At 56.9% G+C, this 21,115-nt stretch carries 22 protein-coding genes, 1 other RNA gene and 2 pseudogenes; 7 read left to right on the top strand and 18 right to left on the bottom strand.

Going from position 1 to position 21,115, the window contains the following annotated elements; all coding sequences use genetic code 11:
- Nucleotides 1-97: 97 nt before the first annotated feature.
- From ACRER8_RS08475 to ACRER8_RS08455, 5 genes are all read right to left on the bottom strand, one after another.
- On the bottom strand, nucleotides 98-1,099 hold the full coding sequence (locus ACRER8_RS08475) for an extracellular solute-binding protein (RefSeq protein WP_431745881.1): 1,002 nt from the start codon (nucleotides 1,097-1,099) through the stop codon (nucleotides 98-100).
- 261 nt (nucleotides 1,100-1,360) lie between these two features.
- Entirely contained in the window at nucleotides 1,361-2,581 is a 1,221-nt protein-coding gene (locus ACRER8_RS08470) for a 2-octaprenyl-3-methyl-6-methoxy-1,4-benzoquinol hydroxylase (protein ID WP_431745880.1), read from the bottom strand.
- 49 nt (nucleotides 2,582-2,630) lie between these two features.
- Entirely contained in the window at nucleotides 2,631-3,818 is a 1,188-nt protein-coding gene (gene ubiH / locus ACRER8_RS08465; protein WP_431745879.1) for a 2-octaprenyl-6-methoxyphenyl hydroxylase, read from the bottom strand.
- Nucleotides 3,815-5,149 (bottom strand): Xaa-Pro aminopeptidase, encoded by a 1,335-nt coding sequence (gene pepP, locus ACRER8_RS08460; RefSeq protein WP_431745902.1) that lies wholly within the window; start codon nucleotides 5,147-5,149, stop codon nucleotides 3,815-3,817. The genes ubiH and pepP overlap by 4 nt, the downstream gene beginning before the upstream one ends.
- 79 nt (nucleotides 5,150-5,228) lie before the next feature.
- Nucleotides 5,229-5,780 carry a YecA family protein gene (locus ACRER8_RS08455; RefSeq protein ID WP_431745878.1) on the bottom strand — a complete coding sequence of 184 codons (552 nt, stop codon included), beginning with the start codon at nucleotides 5,778-5,780 and terminating at the stop codon, nucleotides 5,229-5,231.
- Nucleotides 5,781-5,930: 150 nt separating this feature from the next.
- Between ACRER8_RS08455 and ACRER8_RS08450 the strand changes: the two genes are divergently transcribed.
- From ACRER8_RS08450 to ACRER8_RS08435, 4 genes are all read left to right on the top strand, one after another.
- Entirely contained in the window at nucleotides 5,931-6,140 is a 210-nt protein-coding gene (locus tag ACRER8_RS08450; protein WP_062379587.1) for a TIGR02449 family protein, read from the top strand.
- Nucleotides 6,137-6,454, top strand: a complete 318-nt coding sequence (locus ACRER8_RS08445; protein ID WP_431745877.1) for a cell division protein ZapA — start codon at nucleotides 6,137-6,139, stop codon at nucleotides 6,452-6,454. The genes ACRER8_RS08450 and ACRER8_RS08445 overlap by 4 nt, the downstream gene beginning before the upstream one ends.
- A gap of 31 nt (nucleotides 6,455-6,485) precedes the next feature.
- A non-coding RNA gene (gene ssrS / locus ACRER8_RS08440) (6S RNA) lies at nucleotides 6,486-6,664 on the top strand.
- 98 nt (nucleotides 6,665-6,762) lie between these two features.
- Complete coding sequence (locus tag ACRER8_RS08435) at nucleotides 6,763-7,389, top strand: 5-formyltetrahydrofolate cyclo-ligase (protein WP_431745876.1); 627 nt, start codon at nucleotides 6,763-6,765, stop codon at nucleotides 7,387-7,389.
- Nucleotides 7,390-7,533: 144 nt separating this feature from the next.
- On the opposite strand, the gene ACRER8_RS08430 is transcribed toward ACRER8_RS08435, so the two are convergent.
- Nucleotides 7,534-7,719, bottom strand: a complete 186-nt coding sequence (locus ACRER8_RS08430) for a hypothetical protein (RefSeq protein ID WP_431745903.1) — start codon at nucleotides 7,717-7,719, stop codon at nucleotides 7,534-7,536.
- Between the two features lie 156 nt (nucleotides 7,720-7,875).
- On the opposite strand from ACRER8_RS08430, the gene ACRER8_RS08425 reads away from it, so the two are divergent.
- Nucleotides 7,876-8,325, top strand: coding sequence for an EVE domain-containing protein (locus ACRER8_RS08425; protein WP_431745875.1), 450 nt, complete (start codon nucleotides 7,876-7,878; stop codon nucleotides 8,323-8,325).
- A 26-nt stretch (nucleotides 8,326-8,351) separates the two neighbouring features.
- Here the strand turns inward: ACRER8_RS08425 and ACRER8_RS08420 are convergent, their stop codons facing one another.
- Nucleotides 8,352-8,762 carry a flagellar basal body-associated protein FliL gene (locus ACRER8_RS08420; protein ID WP_431745874.1) on the bottom strand — a complete coding sequence of 137 codons (411 nt, stop codon included), beginning with the start codon at nucleotides 8,760-8,762 and terminating at the stop codon, nucleotides 8,352-8,354.
- Between the two features lie 135 nt (nucleotides 8,763-8,897).
- On the opposite strand from ACRER8_RS08420, the gene ACRER8_RS08415 reads away from it, so the two are divergent.
- Nucleotides 8,898-9,875 (top strand): NADPH:quinone oxidoreductase family protein, encoded by a 978-nt coding sequence (locus ACRER8_RS08415; protein ID WP_431745873.1) that lies wholly within the window; start codon nucleotides 8,898-8,900, stop codon nucleotides 9,873-9,875.
- Between the two features lie 54 nt (nucleotides 9,876-9,929).
- Here ACRER8_RS08415 and ACRER8_RS08410 read toward each other — a convergent pair whose 3' ends face one another.
- The 8 genes and pseudogenes from ACRER8_RS08410 to ACRER8_RS08375 form a co-directional block, all read right to left on the bottom strand.
- Nucleotides 9,930-10,322: a hypothetical protein gene (locus ACRER8_RS08410; RefSeq protein ID WP_431745872.1), complete on the bottom strand. Its 393-nt coding sequence runs from the start codon at nucleotides 10,320-10,322 to the stop codon at nucleotides 9,930-9,932.
- Nucleotides 10,268-10,564 carry a TonB family protein gene (locus tag ACRER8_RS08405; protein WP_431745871.1) on the bottom strand — a complete coding sequence of 99 codons (297 nt, stop codon included), beginning with the start codon at nucleotides 10,562-10,564 and terminating at the stop codon, nucleotides 10,268-10,270. The genes ACRER8_RS08410 and ACRER8_RS08405 overlap by 55 nt, the downstream gene beginning before the upstream one ends.
- A gap of 51 nt (nucleotides 10,565-10,615) precedes the next feature.
- Nucleotides 10,616-11,278 (bottom strand): TonB family protein, encoded by a 663-nt coding sequence (locus ACRER8_RS08400; RefSeq protein ID WP_431745870.1) that lies wholly within the window; start codon nucleotides 11,276-11,278, stop codon nucleotides 10,616-10,618.
- An 867-nt stretch (nucleotides 11,279-12,145) separates the two neighbouring features.
- Nucleotides 12,146-12,493, bottom strand: coding sequence for an immunity 8 family protein (locus ACRER8_RS08395; protein WP_431745869.1), 348 nt, complete (start codon nucleotides 12,491-12,493; stop codon nucleotides 12,146-12,148).
- An 8-nt stretch (nucleotides 12,494-12,501) separates the two neighbouring features.
- The gene (locus ACRER8_RS08390) at nucleotides 12,502-13,077 is read right to left on the bottom strand and encodes a hypothetical protein (RefSeq protein WP_431745868.1); all 576 of its coding nucleotides are present in this window, start codon (nucleotides 13,075-13,077) and stop codon (nucleotides 12,502-12,504) included.
- 911 nt (nucleotides 13,078-13,988) lie between these two features.
- Nucleotides 13,989-14,447 (bottom strand): hypothetical protein, encoded by a 459-nt coding sequence (locus ACRER8_RS08385; RefSeq protein WP_431745867.1) that lies wholly within the window; start codon nucleotides 14,445-14,447, stop codon nucleotides 13,989-13,991.
- A gap of 242 nt (nucleotides 14,448-14,689) precedes the next feature.
- Nucleotides 14,690-15,319: pseudogene (locus ACRER8_RS08380) on the bottom strand (filamentous hemagglutinin N-terminal domain-containing protein); the annotation flags it as partial.
- 21 nt (nucleotides 15,320-15,340) lie between these two features.
- Entirely contained in the window at nucleotides 15,341-17,011 is a 1,671-nt protein-coding gene (locus ACRER8_RS08375; RefSeq protein WP_431745901.1) for a ShlB/FhaC/HecB family hemolysin secretion/activation protein, read from the bottom strand.
- 391 nt (nucleotides 17,012-17,402) lie between these two features.
- Between ACRER8_RS08375 and glpT the strand changes: the two genes are divergently transcribed.
- Nucleotides 17,403-18,752, top strand: coding sequence for a glycerol-3-phosphate transporter (gene glpT, locus ACRER8_RS08370; RefSeq protein WP_431745866.1), 1,350 nt, complete (start codon nucleotides 17,403-17,405; stop codon nucleotides 18,750-18,752).
- A gap of 215 nt (nucleotides 18,753-18,967) precedes the next feature.
- Here the strand turns inward: glpT and ACRER8_RS08365 are convergent, their stop codons facing one another.
- The 3 genes and pseudogenes from ACRER8_RS08365 to ACRER8_RS08355 all read right to left on the bottom strand — a co-directional run.
- On the bottom strand, nucleotides 18,968-19,642 hold the full coding sequence (locus ACRER8_RS08365) for a gamma-glutamylcyclotransferase (RefSeq protein ID WP_431745865.1): 675 nt from the start codon (nucleotides 19,640-19,642) through the stop codon (nucleotides 18,968-18,970).
- A gap of 184 nt (nucleotides 19,643-19,826) precedes the next feature.
- Nucleotides 19,827-20,795, bottom strand: a complete 969-nt coding sequence (locus ACRER8_RS08360) for a CDP-6-deoxy-delta-3,4-glucoseen reductase (RefSeq protein ID WP_431745864.1) — start codon at nucleotides 20,793-20,795, stop codon at nucleotides 19,827-19,829.
- Nucleotides 20,795-21,115, bottom strand: a pseudogene (locus ACRER8_RS08355) (3-octaprenyl-4-hydroxybenzoate decarboxylase); the annotation flags it as partial. The pseudogene ACRER8_RS08355 and the gene ACRER8_RS08360, both read right to left, overlap by 1 nt.

The following is a 21,115-nucleotide window of genomic DNA, read 5'->3' as shown; positions in this document are numbered from 1 at the left end:
TCCATCGGCTGTACCGCCGCGTCGCGAATGAATTCGCTCCCACAGAACCGCGTTCTACCTGCCGCATCGGCGATCTATCGAATATTCGCGCTCAGGATCAATTCCAACCGGCACGATCCATCATGCGAATCGCTTCAGCCTGACGTCGTCCGGCAATCTCGACCGGGATGGTGTCGGCCTTGAACTCCCCCCAACTCGCGACCTCTTCAGACGGCGCGACTTTCGGGTTGGCCGGGAATTCCTGATTGGTACCGGAGAAGATCGCCTGCGCTTCAGGCCCGGTCATCCATTCGACCAGCGCTTTGGCCGCGTCGGCATGTGGCGCGTATTTGGTCAGGCCGATGCCCGACAGGTTCACGTGAACGCCACGGTCCGATTGGTTCGGCCAGAACAGACGCACGGCAAGCTCAGGGTTCTGCTTGTGCAGACGGCCGTAGTAATAGGTGTTGACGATACCGACGTCGCATTGCCCGGCGTTGATCGCTTCGAGCACTGCAATGTCATCCGAGAACACGTCAGTGGACAGATTGTTGACCCAACCCTTGAGGATATTCTCCGACGCCTCGGCACCGTAGGTTTCAATCAGCGTGGCGGTCAGCGACTGGTTGTAGACCTTCTTCGCGGTGCGCAAACATAGGCGTCCTTCCCATTGTTTGTCAGCCAGCGCCTCGTAGGTCGTCAGCTCTTCGGGTTTGACTCGGTCGGTCGAGTACGCGATGGTCCGCGCACGCAGGCTCAGGCCGGTCCAGCTATGAGTCGAGGACCGATACTGCGCAGGGATGTTTTCGTCGATCACCGGCGAGGTGAACGGCTGGAGGATGCCCATTTGCTCGGCTTGCCAGAGGTTGCCAGCGTCGACAGTGAGCAGCAGGTCAGCGGTAGCGTTCTGCCCCTCGGCCTTGATGCGTTGCATCAACGGTGCTTCCTTGTCGGTGATGAACTTCACCTTCACGCCGGTCTTGGCGGTATAAGCATCGAACACCGGCTTGATCAGCTCGTCGATCCGGGAGGAATACACCACCACTTCATCAGCGGCCTGGGCGGTACCGCCGAGCACGGTCAATGCCAGGGCAGCCAGAAGACGCTTGCTCGCCTGCATGCTGATATCTCGTCTTGGGAAAATGAGGCGAAATGGTAGTGAATCGCATCTGGCATCTCAACCGAAGTCCCGATTGAGCAGTTACCAGATGTTGCAGGATAGGTTTACAAGAACTTTTGAGGAAGAAACGCAGTGACCTGTGGGAGCGAATTCATTCGCGAGGTGCCAGAACATCCGACACATCTATGTCGTTCTGCTGACCTCTCGCGAATGAATTCGCTCCCACAGAAAATCCATTGCCAAGACGAAAACCGCGCGGTGTCAGAGCTTCGCCAATTCCGGCAGATCCCCAGTCAACCCCAGAGCCTGACGGACGAACATCGCCTTGGCTTCGGCCGACTGATCGACCATTTTCAAGCCAGTATTGCGCAGCCAGCGCAGCGGCAGCGGATCGGCCTGAAACAGTCGCTCAAAGCCTTCCATCGCCGCCATCAACGCCAGGTTGTGCGGCATGCGGCGTCGCTCGTAGCGGCTGAGGACCTTCTGATCGGCAATACGCTCGCCGCGCTCGATTGCGCCCAGCAGCACTTCAGCCAAAACGGCCGCATCCAGGAAACCCAGGTTCACGCCCTGCCCCGCCAACGGGTGAATGGTGTGGGCCGCGTCGCCGATTAGCGCCAGACCATCGGCGACATAACGCTTGGCATGACGTTGACGCAGCGGCACGCACAGGCGCGGATCGGCGGAAATCACCCGGCCCAGACAGCCTTCGAAGGCTTTCTCAAGCTCGCGACAGAACGCCTCGTCCTCCAGCTTCATCAATCGCTCGGACTCGGCAGGCGTCACCGACCAGACGATCGAACACCAATGTTCGCCTTCTCGCTCCAGAGGCAAAAACGCCAGCGGGCCATCATCGGTGAAACGTTGCCAGGCCGTCTTCCTGTGGGATTCAGCCATGCGTACGCTGGTGACGATGGCGTGGTGCATGTAGTCCCATTCGCGCGTGGCGGTACCGGTCATGCGTCGAACCGTAGAGTTGGCGCCGTCCGCCGCGACGACCAAGGGCGCGCGCAAGGTGCGGCCATCGGACAGGGTCAGCAGCCAGTCATCACCCGAATGACGTATCTGCTCAAGCCGGGCATTGGCCAGCAGGCCGATATCGGCGTCGTGCAAACGCTCGATCAAGGCATCCTGAACCACACGATTTTCGACGATATGCCCAAGCACTTGGGCGTGGACGCTGGATGCAGAGAAATGCACTTTGCCCGTGCCGCTGCCGTCCCACACGTGCATTTCGCCGTAAGGGCTGACGCGCCGCGAAACCATGCCATCCCAGACATTCAGGCGCTCGAGAATGCGCTGGCTGGCGGCCGACAAAGCGCTGACCCGCGGCTCGAAGGGCGCGGCCCGGTCGAACGGCTTGACGCTCAACGAGCTGCCGTCGACCACGAGGATATTCAGCCCGCTGTTTTGCAGCGCCAGCGCGAGTGCGCTACCGACCATTCCGGCCCCGACAATCAACAGATCTGCGCGCGTTTCCATGCTTTAAATCGTTCTCGCGGGTGGCATCGGCCACGGATGAAAAAAGGGGTTAGACATCAGCTCGCGTTCCCAGCCCCATGGCCTGACGGGCAAACCAGCTCTTGGCCGATGGCAGCAGATCAAGGCCCAGCAAGCCGATATTGCGGCCCGCGGTGAGCAGCGGTTGCTGGCTGCCGAACAGCCGCGTGACCTGATCGGAAAAACCCACCGTGAGTTTCTGGTCCAGGTACTGACGATCGCGATAAGCCTGCAAGGTCGCCAGATCTCCGGGTGCTGAATCGCTGGCGAGCAGGGCTTCAGCCAGCGACGCGGCATCGCGTAGAGACAGGTTGAAACCCTGGCCGGCTATCGGGTGCAAGCTATGCGCTGCGTTGCCCAACACAACCAGATGCGAACGCACCTGCTCCTCGGCCTGGATCAGCGACAACGGATAGGTATGCCGCGCGCCGACCTGTTTCAGCGCGCCGAGGCGATAGCCGAACACACCCTGCAACTCGTTGAGAAAACTGCGGTCGTCCAGCGCCATCAGTCGCTGCACTTCTTCAGCCTTGCGGGTCCAGACCAGCGCACAGCGATTTTCCGGCAGCGGCAGGAGCGCCATCGGGCCTTCTTCGGTGAAACGCTCGAAGGCCTGGCCGCCGTGAGCGTCACCCGGCGTGATGTTGGCGATCAACGCGCTTTGATCGTATGGCGTCGTTCGCACGCCGATGCCCAGTTGTTCGCGCAGATTGGAGCGTCCGCCATCGGCGAGCACCGCAAGGTCGCAGTCCAGTTGAGTCTCATCGCTCAGGGTCAGCCGATAGCCATCGGGCAGCGCCTGCATCTGTTTCACTTCCGCGGGTACGCGCCAGCTGACCACGTCTTTATCCAGCCCTTGCCACAGGCACTGGCCGAGCCAGGCGTTTTCTGCCACGTAGCCCAGGGCTGGTACGCCTTCCTGCATAGCCGACAATTGCGCCGCGCCGAAGCGGCCCTTGTCGGACACCTGAATTTGCAGAATGGGCTCGGCGCGACGACTGATCTGCTGCCACAGCCCAAGACGTTCGTAAATCTGTCGCGCGCCGAAGGACAGCGCCGACGAGCGCGCGTCATAGCTAGGCTGCCAGGTGTCACCCGGCGCGAAGGGTTCGATCATGACGATCTTCCAGCCTCGCGCCCTGGCCCCGGCCTGCAACGCGATCGCCAGACTCGCGCCAACCAGCCCGCCGCCAACGATTGCCAGATTGAACCGGCTCATGCGGCTTCGGTTCGCGCAGCGGCCATCAGGCCCTCGATTTCGGCGACGGATTTGGGCACGCCGCCGGTGAGAATTTCACAGCCTTTTTTGGTCACCACGACATCGTCCTCGATTCGTACACCAATCCCGCGCCATTTCTTCGCGACGTTGTGATTGTCCGGCGACACATAAATCCCCGGCTCGACGGTCAGTGCCATGCCGACCTCAAGCACCCGCCATTCGCCGCCGACCTTGTATTCGCCGACGTCATGCACATCCATGCCCAACCAGTGCCCAGCGCGGTGCATGTAAAAAGCTTTATACGCATCGCTGGCAATCAGTTCATCGACATCGCCCTGCAGCAGGCCCAGCTCCACCAGTCCGGCGGTGATCACCTGTACCGTTGCCTCATGGGCCTGGTTCCAGTGATTACCCGGTTTGATTACTGCGAATGCTGCTTCCTGGGCCCTGAGCACCAGTTCGTAGATCGCCTTCTGCTCTGCCGAAAACTTGCCGCTGACCGGGAACGTACGTGTGATGTCGCTGGCGTAGCAGTCGATCTCGCAGCCAGCATCGATCAGCACCAGGTCGCCGTCCTTCAGTGGGGCGTCGTTCTCTTGGTAGTGAAGAATGCAAGCGTTGCGGCCCGACGCGACGATAGAACCGTAAGCAGGCATCTTTGCCCCGCCCCTGCGGAATTCGTAGTCCAGCTCGGCTTCCAGGCTGAATTCGTGCAAGCCCGCGCGACTGGCCTGCATCGCCCGAACGTGAGCGCGCGCCGAGATCTGCGCCGCTTCGCGCATCACTTTCACTTCCGCCGCCGATTTATACAGACGCATGTCATGCAGCAGGTGATCCAGAGCAACGAACTCTTTCGGGGGCTGCGCGCCCAGATGCGCCTTGGAGCGAATCACATTGATCCACTCCATGACGTGTCGATCAAACTCGGGATTGCTGCCCATCGATGAGTAGACCCGGTCGCGGCCCTCGATCAGGCCCGGCAGGATGTCGTCGATATCAGTGATGGGAAACGCGTCATCGGCACCGAAATCGCGGATTGCGCCGTCCTGTCCGGCGCGCAGGCCATCCCACAGCTCGCGCTGCGGATTGCGCTCGCGGCAGAACAGCACGTACTCGCCATATTCACGGCCAGGGATCAGCACGATAACTGCCTCAGGCTCGGGGAAACCGCTCAGGTATTGGAAGTCGCTGTCCTGGCGGTACACATGTTCGACATCACGATTTCGAATAGCCACAGCGGCTGCCGGAAGAATGGCGATGCTGTTGGGCTCCATCTGCTCCATCAAGGCTTTGCGACGGCGGGCGTATTCGGCTTTCGGGATATGGATCATGGGCAAGTGCGGTCCTCCGGATGGGCGCTCCGGTCATCGACGCTCGCAAGCGCCAATGACCGGACGGCAACGATGGTGATCAGTGCAAAGAAGGTTTCGCTTCAGGTGCCGCTTTCTTGTTGAATTCGGTGAACAGCAACAACGGCGCGACGCGCAGGTACTCCATGACTTCCATGTAGTCGCTCTCGCCGTCTTCGGATTCCTCCAACGCGTCCTGAACCTGAGCGATGGCCGCCAGATCCTGTAGCACCTCTCGGGTCTCCTCGCTCAGCGACTGGTTACCGACAAGAGCGAAGCCTGCGAGAAAGCCCTGGCACCACTGGCCCATCGCTGCAGCGCGCTCCGCGAGAGGCTCATCGTCGCTGGGCAACAGCAGCACGACGGTCATGTCGTCGCTGGTCAGTTCGTTCTTTACCATTTCCTGCAAGCCGATCAGCGCCTGGCGAACGTTATCTTCAGGCTCTTTTTCGAGCAGCATGGATGCGTCGGCAAACCAGCCTTCCGGGTCGAAGCCCGCGCCTGCACAACTGCGGCCCAGCAACAGGCCCTGCAGCTCGGCAGGAGAGACAGGATGACCGCTGCTGTTGAGCAGGGTGGCGAATGCGTTGTACGGGGAATTCTGATTAGGCATGGGCAACTAGGCGCCAAGCGGCGCAATGTCTAGAATGAAGGCCTTGTATCGTAGCACCGGCAGACGCGCCCAAGCTATCCAGGCGACATTGAAGGCAGTTCCTGAGGCCAGCCCCTGCACCACTCATCAGAAAATAATCAGTGGAAAACGATGGAAGACAACGATCTGCAAGCGCTGATGGCTCGACTGGAGTTATTGATCAATCGGGTCGAGCAACTAAAAAGTCAAAACGGACTCCTATTAGCTCAGGAAAAAACCTGGCGCGAGGAACGCGCTCACCTCATTGAAAAAAACGAAATCGCCCGGCAAAAGGTCGAGTCCATGATTTCGCGCCTCAAGGCCCTGGAGCAAGACTCATGAGTAATGGCAACAGCATCACCGTGCAAATCCTCGACAAAGAGTATTCGATCATCTGCCCTCAGGAGGAGCGCACCAATCTGGTAAGCGCCGCGCGCTACCTGGATGGCAAAATGCGCGAAATTCGCAGCAGCGGCAAAGTCATCGGCGCCGATCGCATCGCCGTCATGGCAGCGTTGAACATCACCCATGACCTGCTGCACAAACAGGAGCTGCCTGAAGCCCAGGCCAACGGCTCGACCCGCGAGCAGGTTCGTGACCTTCTGGACCGTGTTGACCTGGTCCTTGCCACGGATGAGCCTAAAGCGCAAGGCTGATTGTTCGGACATGTTTCGGTATACTTGGCTCCGCTCCCTGGAGTGCTTGCCAGTCGGTCATGTCCCTGAGCCGATACGCACAACCACGGGGGTTGCACGTTGGGGTTGGTGTGCATGTCCGCTCGACGGAAAGCCTTAAAGCCTCCTGCAATCTCCACCTTGAACTTTCGGGTTCAAGGGCTACACCGACAGCGGTTCGTCGGGGAGTCTTGAATCTTCAACCCATTGCCAGGCGTCCTGTCTGGCGATGGGGATCGTGAATCAGCCTGATCTCACGATCACCTTCCAAACCTCATGGACCCGCCTGCATGACTTCTTCTGGCGCTGCTTCCCTGAACGATCCTTCTACGCTCTCCCGCCCTCAGTTGCGTCGTCTTCTACGCAAGGCTCGTCGCTCGCTCAATCGGGCAGAACAGCGACGGGCGGCAGAGGGTCTGTACCGACAACTGGCGCAAAACCCTCTATTTCGTCGCGCGCGACATGTTTCCTTGTATCTTCCGATGGACGGTGAAATCGATCCGCGTCTGCTGCTGCGTGAAGCACAGCGTCGAGGTAAAGCGACGTACTTGCCGGTGCTGAGCGCATGGCCGCGGACCAAGATGGTCTTTCAACGGGTACGTCCGGGCGACAAATTCAGACCCAATCGATTCCGCATCCCCGAGCCCCGCATCAATGCCAGGCAACAACGCAAGATCTGGGCGTTGGACCTGATTCTGATGCCGCTGGTGGGTTTTGATGACCAAGGCGGTCGACTGGGCATGGGCGGCGGATTCTATGACCGCAGCCTGGCTTATCAGGCCCGTCGCAAGGCCTGGCAGAAACCCGTTCTGCTGGGTCTGGCCCATGAGTGTCAGAAGGTCGGAAGGCTGGCCGTGGCCAGTTGGGATGTGCCGTTGCAGGGAACCGTGTCGGACATGCGCTGGTATCTGGCCTAAAACAGAATATCTGACGTTGGCGAGTTTTCTGTGGGAGCGAATTTATTCGCGATACGGAGATACGTCCGACAGATCTTCATTGGCAGTAACGCAATCTCCCGAATGAATCCGGCCCCACAGTTTTAGATCGAGGATGTTACGAGATCAGCGACGCGATTGCGGCTGTTGCTGAGTGACTTCAACCGGTGCATCCGGCTTGGCCGCCCACAAACTTTGTGCGTAACCGGTGGTGACAATGCCCAAGCCGAACAAAATGACCAAAATCCATAGTAAATCCGGCTTGCGTTGCATTGATTGCCCCCCTTTGGCAAACAAAAAGCTGACGTCCACGGCTTGTTTCTGTAGGCCGCGTAACGGTGTAGCCCTTAAAATCCCGGCATTCTGCGATAACGTGAACCAACACGCAAATGCTGGCGTCAACCGACTGTCGGTTTGTCATAAAAGCGTAGGACAACCTGTCCACAGCGCCTTCAGGAGCCCCAATACATGGCCTATTGGCTAATGAAATCCGAACCCGACGAGCTATCCATTACCGGCCTGCAAACTCTCGGCCAAGCCCGCTGGGATGGCGTTCGGAATTACCAGGCGCGTAACTTTCTGCGCGCAATGGCCATCGGTGACGAGTTCTTTTTCTACCACTCCAGTTGCCCGGAACCCGGTATCGCCGGAATCGGAAAAATCATCCAGGCCGCTTACCCGGATCCAACAGCGCTGGACAAAAAAAGCCACTACTTCGACGCCAAGGCCAGCGAAGAAAAAAATCCCTGGAGTGCGATCGATGTGGCGTTCGTCGAAGCGTTTCCCACCGTACTGAGCCTGGGTTACTTGAAGCAGCAGGCCGCGCTGGAACAATTGCCGCTGGTGCAAAAAGGCAGCCGGCTTTCGGTCATGCCGGTAACGTCGGAGCAATGGGCGGCAGTGCTGGCGTTGCGCTGACCGCCGCATAAACCAGGCGACCAACATCACTGCGCAATAAAGTTGTTGAACAGCAAATCCTCCACCACAGGCTTGCCAGTCTCTTGACTCAACACCTGCTGCGTCTGCTTCAACGCTTCCTGACGCAATTTCTCCTTGGCGTCGACATTGCTCATGCTGTCGACCGTCTGCTGCGTGAACAGCGCGACCAGCTGATTGCGAATCAGCGGCTCGTTCGCCTTGACCAGCTTCTGCGCTTCGGCACCGGTGACACGCAGGGCCACGTCTGCTTTATATACGTGCAGTTTGGGGCCGCCATCCAGCGCGTAGTTACCTACGAATGGGGGCGTCAGCGCCACATAGGACACCTTGTTCGCGTCGTCCTTCTCGCCGCCCTCTTCGGCCATTGCCACGACAGGCATCGATAAGGCCAACAACATCACAATCCACGCTTTCACAGCCCACTCCTCAAATCCGCTTCGCGCCATAGCTTACTTCAGCTTATGCATGCCTATCAGGCCGGGGCATGCTCATTGACCCCATAACCTCTCTACCTACACTTATCGGCCACCACTGGAAAAGGAATAGCCCCGATGAAAGCCGTGCTCTGCAAAGCCTTTGGCCCCGCCGAAAACCTGGTGCTGGAAGACATTCCCACCCCGGAACCAAAGAAAAACGAAATCCTGCTCAACGTACACGCGGCCGGGGTCAACTTTCCTGACACCCTCATCATCGAGGGCAAATATCAGTTCAAGCCACCCTTTCCGTTTTCACCAGGGGGCGAGGCCTCCGGTGTGGTCGCGGCGGTAGGCGAGAAAATCAGCCATCTCAAAGTGGGCGACCGGGTCATGGCGCTCACCGGCTGGGGCAGCTTCGCCGAACAAATCGCCGTGGCAGGATACAACGTCCTGCCGATTCCCGAGGCAATGGACTTCACCACCGCCGCCGCTTTCAGCATGACCTACGGCACCTCCATGCATGCACTCAAACAGCGCGCCAATCTGCAACGCGGCGAAACGCTTTTGGTACTCGGCGCGTCCGGCGGCGTCGGCCTGGCAGCAGTGGAAATCGGCAAAGCTATGGGCGCCCGCGTCATCGCCGCCGCCAGCAGCGCTGAAAAACTAAAAGTCGCCAAAACCGCTGGCGCCGACGACCTCATCAACTACAGCGAAACCAACCTCAAAGACGAACTCAAACGCCTCACCAACGGCAACGGCGTCGACGTCATTTATGACCCGGTAGGCGGCGACCTCTTCGACCAGGCCATCCGCACCATCGCCTGGAACGGCCGATTCCTCGTCGTCGGCTTTGCCAGCGGCCGCATCCCCGAACTCCCCGTAAACGTCGCACTATTGAAAGGCGCATCCGTGATCGGCGTGTTCTGGGGCTCGTTTGCACAACGGCAACCGCAGGACAATGCTGCCAACTTTCAGCAATTGTTCACATGGTTCGGTGAAGGGAAGTTGAAGCCTCTGGTGTCGAAGGTCTATCCGCTGGAACAGGCGGGGGAAGCGATTGATTCGTTGGGGCAGAGGAAGGCGGTTGGGAAAATTGTGGTTGGGGTTAGGTGAACCTTCAGCTCTATAGAAAGCCCGCTTATTCACGAAGGGCTGGCATAGCACTGTTCACAGTATTGCGCGTAAGTTGTCCGGCAGCGTCTCTTTGTATCGCAGCTGTGGCTGTTCAGCACAGCGGGCGACAACTTCCGGCATCGCCCGAACAAAATCATCACCCACGGCAGTTCTTTGTTTATCCGTCATTTTTCGTCTGGTCGCAGACCTCGCCAGCACTTTGAAGGTGTAGGCAAAAAGGTGCATGTCGGACAATTCACGCTCTGGCGAGTTGCGCTGAAAGGCTGCCAACGCCTTGTTGAATTTCTTGCAGGACAGCCTGCGAAGTTCACGATGAAACCAGCGTTGAATGCTGCCTCCCTCTTTTGGATGAGTGAAGTAGAGATGCTCCCTCACCACGATGACTGCCGGCGTGGCATTACTGAGCGGCCAAGGTTTGGGCGCCATTGTGGAATGGCCCATTCGGCAGTTTTGGCGAATCTCTCATGGGAACTGTCGATCACCTTCACATCGGTGATGGAGCCATCGCGATGAGTATTGAACTCAACCACCGCCAAACCCGAAATACCCTGTTCGTAAAGAGAAAGGGGGTAGCGCGGGGCGCGTTGCCGCTCGTATTCAATCTCAACTTCTTGGGCCTGCAACGCCCCGCAGCCCATCAGCGCGGCATATAAAAATAGCTTTCTCACATTCAGCATCCGTGATGAAAAGTCAGGGGTCGTGTCGCGTCGCAACGCTGGCTAACCGGCAATCCGTACCCACCCCAAGACCTCCCTCACATCCGCGGGCAAGAACTCGGAGTAGCGACGCTTGGGATACTGCTGGCAGTGCGCGACCACGCTGGGGACTGCGTTGTTGAACTGGACCTGCAAAGCCTCACGAGCCTTCTGATCCGGCAGTTTCAGCGCGACAAAGGCGCTCCCGAGGAACTCAGTGGTGTAGGAGAGAACGTCGACATCGGTCAGTGCTGCATCGGGATAATCTTGTCGACTGAGGGCGACCTCCTGATTCAGGTAGGCGCAAAGCGTGTTACTCAGGCCGACGCTGATTTGCGGTGAAAACGCCCCCACGCCCTCGGCACCGAACAGCACCAGTAGCATCACTTCCGTTTGCCGGGCGTCGCTATCGACGAGTGACCAAGGCTCGAATTGCCATTGCGCGGCGGCTTGCCTGACGGATTGGGTCAGATCCGGATGGGTGCTTTCCACGACGCGGACATGCCGAGCGGCTCCGCCCTCATCGACCGTCAGGTAAAAACGCACCTTGCCGCCATAACCGGTCTCAAGCAGCGAAGCCGGATACGTGGGCGCGGGCGTGTGGATCGACACCAACCAGCCTTCCACCTGCTCGCTGTCGCTGGGAAAGAACAACGACCATATAAACGCGATGATTTCCAACGCCACCCCCACACCCCACGGCTCAATGGCGGCGATGGTACGGGCTGAGAGGTTAGGCAGTAAGGTTACCGATTCCGGCTCTCAAGTAGGACAGATCTGAAAAGCTAAGCATCCAGATACACATTGACGCAGTAATGGGCGTCTAACAGCAAACCTCTGGTAAAAATGCTAATCATTGCCCCTTTGGCTGCCCGGTCAGTGCAACCTTGAATTTCAGTTGTATTCATAATCAGGCGTACTGTCTGGCAATGTCTGCAGATGTATTTGTAAAAGACCAGATCTTCGTTGGACTCGTAGTTACTGACCTCCTATGTTCAATGTCCCCCTAAAATCTGCTTGGCCTTCCATGGATACGAAAGACTTCAGCGTATTATTTGGCGGTCAGCAACGAAACTTGAGCGTCATCTACATAGATCTCAACTCTTAAATCAAAGCTAAAAACTCAGATTCAGTTAGCGCAAATTCTTCGCCCTCTTTCATTGCGACTAGCATGAGTAGTACATGGTCCATAGACGCCGTAACTTCTAGTCCATGTTCCAACTAACTCTTACACGCTGCTTCAGACACCCTGGCAACATCGAACCCGCGCGTTGATATATTTTCTAAGTCCGTAGCCAGATCGCTTCGTGAATACATTACTTCCGCCTCTCCGACCCTACACCCGCAAGAGAATCTCAGTCATGAAATCCTATATCTTACATATGCCTGCGCAGTAACATCAATAGACTGCGCAGATTATGTAGTCTTATTTCATTCAGCCTATTTAACGAGAAGCTATTCTGGAACTCAATATTGCTCATATTTCCTTCGCGAGACTCTAGGGTTAACCAACCAGCAGGTATCATAACGCTCGCACTATATAAAGCCTGCTGGCTAGCATTGATAATTATCAAACTCCCAAGAAAATGTCTTTCGTAACTGTTTCACAATAGCATCCCAGCTTTCGCCCTCGCAACAGCTTACAAAATCATTAATCATTCTATTAATAATTGGAAAATCAAAATCTCGAACGATTAGCAAGCCACTTCCCCATCGGGCATCCCACACCGTCTCTTCCAGCCACCTCGGAGTACAAATTAATAGCTCGAAATCATCAGCCCCCTGCGTGCAGTCGAGTCCAATCCGAACACGAATGCTCAAAGCGAAATTATCCGGGTTCTGCGGGCAGTAAGCTTCAACATCAAAAATATCATTAGAAATACCTTTTACAACAGCACGCATAATTCCTCCTAGTCATCAATATTCAGATGGCCGTTGCTTATTTTTACTCGCTGGCCTGTTACGGGATTGATGCTGTACGATTCAAAGTTAGCTTGTATGCCTGTGGTGGCAAATGGTGAGTTTTTCGGGGCTGGAGGCCGATATACGCGAGTGCCGTCTACGCTAATCAAACCAAGTCCATCCGTTGTTTTTTTCGCCCCATCGCCAACCCAGATTTTACCCAGCGCATCTGCTTCGGATAATGTACCTTGACCTAGAGAGAAGTTAGGATTTTTGGCCCCATTTCCTTTTACTGCAGCCGCCAACCTTGCGTCTTGCGCTGCAATATTGGCCAGGTTATCTCGGATCAGCTGATCCTTCAGCTTTGAATACAAAGCCGAATTTTCTGCCCCTGAACTAGCGGATCCACCTTTTACGGCAGCGTTACCGAGTATATCCTCCGCGCCCTCGCCGACCAACCTCGCAAGGCGCTTCTCCCCCATCAATGCGACGAAGGCCTTTTGCGTCCAACCTCCCGCCATCATCAAAAGAAACTCTTGGTCAATCGGCACCGGAACGATGCCGCCACCGATCACCGTGGCCAAATCTGACGCAGGTCCCGAGTTTCCCAGGCGAATGTGCCGCCAAACCCAATTTCATCCTGATACTGATGCGCAGCACCCAGACCAAATTGTTTGACCCAGTCACCCGGGATAGCGCGCATGTCATCGCCAACGGCCAGAGTGCCAATCTGCACTTGAAACAGGTTCGGATCGCTGTACTGAGCCGCGTTCGACGCAAATGCGTACACCTCGCCGTGAGCAACGATGGGGGCGCCATCTGACCAACTCAGCTGAATTTTTTCGCTTCTCAGTCTCTGGCTCTGATTGTGAGCGCCGATATGCTGCTATTCGATGAGGGAGAACGTAGGGCCGGATGACCGCCTAGAATTTCAGTTCGAGGCAATTTCCAAGCTGGATGATAAAAAGTGTGAAGCCCTGCAGACAGTTATCAGCAGCGTATTGCACATGCACGACGCCAAGCGCTGGACACTAGCTGCGACTAAAAGAGACAGCTTGACGGTCCAATAAAATGGGCGAACCTTGAAAAAGGAACCAGCTATGTGGGCCTGCTACTGTGTATAAAAAATGCTATACAACGTCAGTGTTTTCTAGGTGAAACACTCGCTTTATATTACAAATGTATAACAGCCATTTAATATGAAAATTTGCCAAACCATTGATCTATAGAGAAACATTCACCCCGAACGGGGTGCGTGTTGTGTATTGAGATTTTGCTCCCGTTAACGAGCGAAAATTCATGCTGAAAAGGGGCGTATTGAGCAGGTAGACCGTAGGTCGTCAGGGTGTTGCAGAGAGGGTGCAACTTGAGTGCAAGAAGACTACAGGATAGGTCAGGAAGCGGCAAAAAAGGGTGCAGATAGGGTGCAAAAACACCGACGCAAGGCCGATGTAGTGGTGTTGAAAGTGTCAGATCAAGTTGAAACTTTTACGACTCACCAGACCTCATGAGTCTCAGCTCTGTAATTTTTTTCAATGCGCTCAACAAGCAATGGCGCACTAATAATCCCTTCTGTTGGATACTCCATTTCATTAGATCTAAGATCTCTTTCAACTCGGCACGCCTTTTCACCATCCCATAACCAAATAGAACCACCCGGCCCGCCATTCCTAGAGCGGAAAGTCGGAAACACTTGTAACCTTTCGGGGACCGGAACATTTGCCACAACGGATAGGAGGCCTTGATTTACGGCACTTTGAACAACAAAGAATGCAGAAAACTGTGGCTCGCCCTGAACCACCGCTGAAAAATTTTTTGGCTGTTTATTATGAAATCCGGGGAAAACACGAATTAAAAAACCGAACTCCGGGTGCTTATGAGTAACTTGAGCATATGCGACACCCTGCGAGGTTAACACCTGCAAAATGTCGCCAAGCTTTACTTTCTTAGCCATTTAAAATCCTTTATATCCAGCTTTTTTCAGTAGCTCAGCTCCGCGAATCAAGCCTTGCTCATACTTCGTAGGGTTTTTAACTGACGATATTGAATTAATTTTATTGATCAACGTTCCTCCGTCTTTACCAAGACCATGGTAATTGATCAATGTTTGCTCGACTGCCCGTGCGTCTGCACGTGAAAGGTTCTGTAAACCCTCTATTCTGTCAATTGTGATACCTTTTTCTCTGAGGTGAGCCTGACGTTATCGGCGCTCAATCCGGCGCCGTCGATAGAAACACTGCCGCCGTTGACGCTGAAGTGATCTAGCCGGCCATTGTCGAACATCGGTTTGCCGGTGGTCAGAGTTACTCTCGGCGTATTGATGAAGCCGCAGCCGTTGCAGCTGATGCCGTACTGATTGGCGACAATGACCCGCGCCGACTGTCCGGCGACTTCGGTGTAGCCATTGAGTTGGCTGGCATTGGCTCCAAGCACTTCGTTGAGGATGATGCTCGCTGGGCGGCCGTTGAGGTTCTGGTTGCCAAGAATGATGCCGCCCATTTGCGTACTTTGGGTGCGGTGGGTGGCGTTATTGAGAATGACGCCTTGCGAGCCGACGTTGTAATGCTGGTACTGGTTATGCGACAGACCGTTAGCGTTGGGCGCGGCAATGTTGATGATTGGCACCCCATTGCCGGCCTGACCCGCCGTGGTGTTGGTGGTACCACTCACTACAATGCCGTCGGCCTGGGCCAGTAGCGGCTGCCAAAACATGGCCTGAACCAGGATCATCGCGATGCCGCGTTTAGGCAGACCGCAGAACGACGACCGATCAAGCAGCCTTGCAGAAGGCTGGCGGGCCAGAAAGTTAAAGAAACGAATGTCCATATCAGGCATCCCGGCCAACTGTCAGAGGATAAAGTCCATGCGGAAGTAAATCGGCGACTCGCGCTCGATCAAGCCCGCGGGACGCTCCAGAGAATGGGCAAAGGTCGCAGTCACCGAGACGTATTTGCCGCGCGCGAAGAATTCGAAGGAGTTGCTGGACAAGCATCCGTGATTGTTACCAATGTAGCGGTCGCTACGGATTGCACCTTGGTCATAACCGGCTGCAGCACCGTATTCGGCGAAGACCGGACGTAGCCACTCAAGGGCAACGCGGCGAGTGAGGCGCAATTCGTTGCGCCAGTAAGCGCCACTGTTGCCAGACAGGAACTGGTCTTTGTAGCCACGCACCGCCGACAATCCGCCAAGGCTGGTGCGCTGAGGACTGAAAAGGTTGTCTTCACTATGCTGCCCGGTGGCCAAGCTGGTGAAGGTGAAGCTCTCGTGTCCCAACTTGAACGGCTGCAAGTAGCTGACAGTGCCGGTGTATTTGCGATAACGCGCGTCAGGCTCGTTGGGGGCGTGACGGCTATTGCCCTGGGCACCAAAGGCACCGATGCCGTGCTGCATGCCCAGATCGATGTTGAAAAATCCTCCGCCTATCCGCCGTCCGTGGTTGATGCCGTACTGCACTTCGCTGATTCGGTTGCTGCTCCCTGGTATGCGAGAGCCTTCGTAAAAGTTGTTGGTGCGCAGGTTGGACACACCGACATTCAGCGAAGACTTGCTCAGGGCATCGCGGTAAATGACACGCTCGGTACTGATCCGGTGGGTCTGGCTGTCGCCGCGTTGTTTGAAATCAAAACCATTGGCCTGCGCGAGCGAGCGATAGTTGGTCTCGCTGTAGCCATAACTGAAGGTCCACCAGCCCCACGGCAGGTTGTAGCTGAGCGAAGCGTTACGCGAGGTATGCTGGTGATCGGTGACCGCATCGTAGCCACCTCGCACAGCCAACTGATCTGCTAGCCCGAGCGGGCTGTCCCATTCAAGCCCTGCACCCCATTGCTGTTCACCGGTGCTTCGCTGGCCGTAATTGCTCCGCAAGAGGTTCACGCGCCAAGGCTTCTGCGGAGCGTTTTTTACCAGCACGTCGCTGCCACCGACGTCCTGACCCGGCGTCAGCTCCATTTGCGCTTGGTTGGACGGCAGTCGATTGATCTGATCGACCATCTGCTCGATTTCGCGCAGGTTAATCAGTTGCCCTTCCCGACCCGGAAACGTCATTGCGAGTTCAAGGTCGCTAAGGCCGCTGTTGGCGCCGCTCCTGAGCTTTTCCAGCCGGCCTTCGACGACCAGCACCTGTAGATACCCCTTCGACAAATCCTGCTGCGGCAGATAGGCACGGCTAGTGACCAGGCCATTCTCGATGTAGAGATCGGTGACGCGCTTGAGTAATTCGTTGAGCTGCGACACTCCCAGGCATTGGCCTAGATAGGGTTGCGTCAAGCGCCTGCGCTCGGAGCCGGAAAGTGACTCGGCACCTTTGAGTTCGATGGTCTGAATGGTGAAACAGCGGGTACCGGCCGGGGCGCTTGGCCGCATTGGCGCTGCTGGCTTGCCTGGCAAGCTCTTCAGTTCCTCCAGGCGACGCTGTTGCTCTTGCAACAGAAGATCCTGGCGATGGCGAATGAGGTCTTGCTCAGCCGAGGTCCAGGCGGCGAAAACGGCGGGCGCAGTAATAGAGAGCGCAAGCATCGCTGCGACTTTAGACACGGCGAAGTACATGAAACATCCTTGTGATTTCACATCGTCACGGCCGGTATGGCGAAATTGATTGCCATTCATTTGGAATCAATTTCTGAGCGCCTGCTGGGCTGATAGCGTCATCGCCTCACTAGCGCCCTGTGACGGGTTGTGGCAATGGTAGGGCGCCGCGATGGCCGCAGTAAGGTTACCGATTCCTGCTCTCAAGTAGGACGGATCTGAAAGGCTAAGCATCCAGATACACATTGACGCCATGTTCATATTCCAACACGCAAAAACGCCGGATTTCGGACATTTAGCCGATGAGCAGCCTTCCTATTTTCTGTAACGAAAATGTAATATTCGGATTCGCATAACAATACAAAAATTCTGGAGTGTCTCGATGTTTGCCTTTTTCAGACCTGCCGCGCATCAAGCCCCGCTGCCTGCCGAGCGTGTCGATAGCACTTACCGCCGGCTGCGTTGGCAGATATTCGCCGGTATTTTCTTTGGCTATGCCGGTTACTACCTGCTGCGCAAAAACTTCTCCCTCGCCATGCCTTACCTGATCGATCAGGGCTATACCCGGGGTGAGCTGGGGGTGGCGATTTCGGCGATTGCCATTGCATATGGTCTGTCGAAGTTTCTGATGGGGCTGGTGTCGGATCGCTCCAATCCGCGTTATTTCCTGCCGTTCGGCCTGCTGGTTTCGGCAGCCACGATGTTCGTGTTCGGTTTCGCGCCTTGGGCGACGTCGAGCGTGACGATCATGTTTATCCTGCTGTTTATCAATGGTTGGGCTCAGGGCATGGGCTGGCCGCCAAGCGGGCGGACGATGGTGCATTGGTGGTCGCAGAAGGAGCGTGGCGGCGTGGTGTCGGTGTGGAACGTGGCGCACAACGTGGGCGGTGGTTTGATCGGCCCGCTGTTCCTACTAGGCCTGGGCTGGACAAATGACTGGCACGCAGCCTTTTATGTACCCGCGGCGGTAGCGCTTTTCGTGGCGCTGTTCGCGTTCATCACCATGCGCGACACCCCGCAATCGGTGGGTCTTCCTCCCGTCGAGGAGTACAAGAACGATTACCCGGAAGGCTACGACGAGAGCCATGAGGAAGAATTCACCGCCAAGGAAATCTTCGTCAAATACGTGCTGCGCAACAAAATGCTCTGGTACATCGCGTTGGCGAACGTGTTCGTCTATCTGCTGCGTTATGGCGTGCTGGACTGGGCGCCGACGTATCTGAAGGAAGCCAAGCACTTCAACGTCGACACCACTTCGTGGGCGTATTTCTTTTATGAGTGGGCGGGTATTCCGGGTACGCTGCTGTGCGGCTGGATGTCGGACAAGATTTTCCGCGGCAACCGTGGCCTGACCGGCATCGTGTTCATGCTGCTGGTGACCGTGGCAACGCTGGTGTACTGGCTCAATCCTCCGGGCAACCCGACGATCGACATGATCGCGCTGATCTCCATCGGCTTCCTGATCTACGGCCCGGTAATGCTGGTCGGCCTGCAAGCACTTGAACTGGCGCCGAAGAAAGCAGCGGGTACTGCCGCAGGCTTCACCGGGCTGTTCGGTTATCTGGGTGGTTCGGTCGCGGCCAGTGCACTGATGGGTTACACCGTGGACCATTTTGGCTGGGATGGTGGTTTTGTGATTCTGGTTGCCGCTTGCGTGTTGTCGATCGTGTTCCTGGCGCCGACGCTGCGGCATACGCGGGTGGCGAGTCAGTCGCGTGAGGCGACGGCGTAAGAGTTCCAGCGTGCCCAGGCGACAAGCCGGACTCTACAGGTCGTCTACAGTCTGCGATTTCCTGTAGGAGCCGGCTTGCTGGCGAAACCGGTGTGGCAGATAAATCAGTGCTGACTGATCCTCCGCTTTCGCTACCGTCGTAACCTCCAACGCTTCCTACAGGTTCGTCATCTCAACATGCAACGGACGCGCGAATTGCCGGTGGTGATCACTTCTTAAACCGCCAACAAAATCGGCTTACACCGCTTGAACCGCTCCTCCAGACTCAAATCCGGCATCGCGTGGTTACGCAGTGCGTGAATGGTCTGTTCGACATACTCGCGCGTGGTGCCGTAGCGGCCGCTGGCGCTGGCCAGCACTTGGGTCAGGACGCTGTCAGGCAGGTTGCCGGCGTAGCTGGGCAGATGCCGTTCGAGCACGAAACCCAGCGCTTGGACTTTGCTGCCATCTTCCAGCCGGCAGCTGAGCCAGTGCGGGCGATAGGAAGGGAATGGCATTTCGCGCTCCCACAACGCCAGCAAAGACTCTTCGATGTTTTCTTCAGGAAGGCGGTAAGCGAAACCGCTGCAGGAACCGCCGCGATCAAGGCCAAAGACCAGGCCAGGCTGCTCGGGCGTGCCGCGATGTTCGTGGGACCACAAGTAGAGGCCGCGATGATAGCCGTGCACCCGGCCGCGCTGGCGCTCCACGGCGGAGCATTCAGGGCGCCAGATCAGAGACCCGTAAGCAAAGAGCCAGACAGGACCGCCATCGTGCTGGCTCATGGTGGCGTGCATGGAAGCAAGGAGTTGTTCGCGGGTCAGTTTCGGCCCAAGGTCGATAACGGGTGGATAGGACAGCCCGAGACCGTCGTGCACGGCCGCCACCAAGCTATTGATTTGATTCTCCATCTGGCTCCCTCACTGGCCGAGATAACGCCAGTGTAGTGCTGACACTCTCAAAGCGGCGCTGGCAACAGTGAATCAACACTCTGTCACTGCCGCGAGCAATGTGCGGGCCGAAACGCCTTGAAACCGACCCTGCACACAGTCTGATGCAATTACCTTTCCAGTGCTGCAGCCTTCGGGCGGACGGTCAGCTGCGCGGCGCGTAGGCGAACACATCGGCGCGCATCTGCCGCGCATCCATCCCCGCCATGACCAACGCATCCAGCGTGGAATAGACCATCGCAGGCGAGCCACTGGCGTAGACCTGAATCGACTTCAGATCCGCAAAGTCTTCGCACACCGCCTCATGCAACATGCCGCAGCGCCCTTCCCAACCGCACAGGTCGCTGACGATCTTGTGCAGGTGCAGATTGGGCAGGGTTTTCCACTCTTCCCAGTGCTTGAGTTCGTAGAAATCCTCGGGACGACGCACTCCCCAATACACGTGTACCGGATACGGAAATCCCTTGGAGCGGCAATGCTCGATCAGGCTGTGCATCTGACCCATGCCCGTACCCGCAGCGATCAATACCAGCGGGCCATCGGGCAGCTCGCCAAGGTGAGTGTCACCAAACGGCAGTTCGACGCGGGCCATGCCTTCACGCTGCAGTTGCCTGATCAGGTTTTGCGCACTGGCTTCGCGGGCCAGCACGTGGAACTCCAGGTCACGACCGCTTTCCGGCGAAGAGGCCATGGAGAAAGCGGATTTCTCGCCGTCGTCGCGCTCGATCATCAGGTACTGACCAGCGTGATAGCGCGGCGGCTTGCCGGCCGGGGCACGCAGCATCACTCGCCACACGTCGCCACCCACTTCAACGCACTCGGTGACCTGACATGCGAACCTGCGCACCGGCAATTCTCCCAGCGGCAATACGCTGTCCCACAGCACCACGCAGTCTTCCTGTGGCACGGCCAGGCAGGTGTAGATTTCGCCATGGCCCTTGACCTCGCCCGCCTGCTCGACGCTGCCTTCGACCAGCAGCGCGGAGCAGATATGGCAGTTGCCATTGCGACAGCTTTGCGGGCATTCGTAGCCCAGACGCTGGGCGGCATCGAGGATCCGTTCGCCGGGCAAGGTCTCGATTACTGCACCCGATGGCTGCATGGTTACGCGCATCAATCTATTCCCAGCTGATTCCAGATCTCGTCGATCCGGCGAGTGACGGCTTCGTCCTTGACGATGGCGCGACCCCATTCACGGGTAGTCTCGCCCGGCCATTTATGCGTGGCATCCAGCCCCATCTTCGATCCCAGCCCTGAAACCGGCGAAGCGAAGTCGAGGTAGTCGATCGGCGTGTTGTCGATCATCACCGTATCGCGTTTGGGGTCCATGCGCGTAGTGATCGCCCAGATGACGTCGTTCCAGTCCCGGGCGTTGATGTCGTCGTCGGTGACGATAACGAACTTGGTGTACATGAACTGTCGCAAAAACGACCA

The organism is Pseudomonas sp. (assembly GCF_050739935.1).
In the GTDB taxonomy this organism is placed as follows: Bacteria; Pseudomonadota; Gammaproteobacteria; order Pseudomonadales; family Pseudomonadaceae; genus Aquipseudomonas.
Note: the sequence above shows the minus strand (reverse complement) of the source record. Positions and strands in the feature narration are given on the sequence as shown.

Excerpts from the sequence above, each read along its gene's own strand:
- ACRER8_RS08475 (WP_431745881.1), bottom strand. The coding sequence starts at position 1,099 with ATGCAGGCGAGCAAGCGTCTTCTGGCTGCCCTGGCATTGACCGTGCTC.
- ACRER8_RS08470 (WP_431745880.1), bottom strand. The coding sequence starts at position 2,581 with ATGGAAACGCGCGCAGATCTGTTGATTGTCGGGGCCGGAATGGTCGGT.
- ubiH (WP_431745879.1), bottom strand. The coding sequence starts at position 3,818 with ATGAGCCGGTTCAATCTGGCAATCGTTGGCGGCGGGCTGGTTGGCGCG.
- pepP (WP_431745902.1), bottom strand. The coding sequence starts at position 5,149 with ATGATCCATATCCCGAAAGCCGAATACGCCCGCCGTCGCAAAGCCTTG.
- ACRER8_RS08455 (WP_431745878.1), bottom strand. The coding sequence starts at position 5,780 with ATGCCTAATCAGAATTCCCCGTACAACGCATTCGCCACCCTGCTCAAC.
- ACRER8_RS08450 (WP_062379587.1), top strand. The coding sequence starts at position 5,931 with ATGGAAGACAACGATCTGCAAGCGCTGATGGCTCGACTGGAGTTATTG.
- ACRER8_RS08445 (WP_431745877.1), top strand. The coding sequence starts at position 6,137 with ATGAGTAATGGCAACAGCATCACCGTGCAAATCCTCGACAAAGAGTAT.
- ACRER8_RS08435 (WP_431745876.1), top strand. The coding sequence starts at position 6,763 with ATGACTTCTTCTGGCGCTGCTTCCCTGAACGATCCTTCTACGCTCTCC.
- ACRER8_RS08425 (WP_431745875.1), top strand. The coding sequence starts at position 7,876 with ATGGCCTATTGGCTAATGAAATCCGAACCCGACGAGCTATCCATTACC.
- ACRER8_RS08415 (WP_431745873.1), top strand. The coding sequence starts at position 8,898 with ATGAAAGCCGTGCTCTGCAAAGCCTTTGGCCCCGCCGAAAACCTGGTG.
- ACRER8_RS08410 (WP_431745872.1), bottom strand. The coding sequence starts at position 10,322 with ATGGCGCCCAAACCTTGGCCGCTCAGTAATGCCACGCCGGCAGTCATC.
- ACRER8_RS08395 (WP_431745869.1), bottom strand. The coding sequence starts at position 12,493 with ATGCGTGCTGTTGTAAAAGGTATTTCTAATGATATTTTTGATGTTGAA.
- ACRER8_RS08385 (WP_431745867.1), bottom strand. The coding sequence starts at position 14,447 with ATGGCTAAGAAAGTAAAGCTTGGCGACATTTTGCAGGTGTTAACCTCG.
- ACRER8_RS08375 (WP_431745901.1), bottom strand. The coding sequence starts at position 17,011 with ATGCTTGCGCTCTCTATTACTGCGCCCGCCGTTTTCGCCGCCTGGACC.
- glpT (WP_431745866.1), top strand. The coding sequence starts at position 17,403 with ATGTTTGCCTTTTTCAGACCTGCCGCGCATCAAGCCCCGCTGCCTGCC.
- ACRER8_RS08365 (WP_431745865.1), bottom strand. The coding sequence starts at position 19,642 with ATGGAGAATCAAATCAATAGCTTGGTGGCGGCCGTGCACGACGGTCTC.
- ACRER8_RS08360 (WP_431745864.1), bottom strand. The coding sequence starts at position 20,795 with ATGCGCGTAACCATGCAGCCATCGGGTGCAGTAATCGAGACCTTGCCC.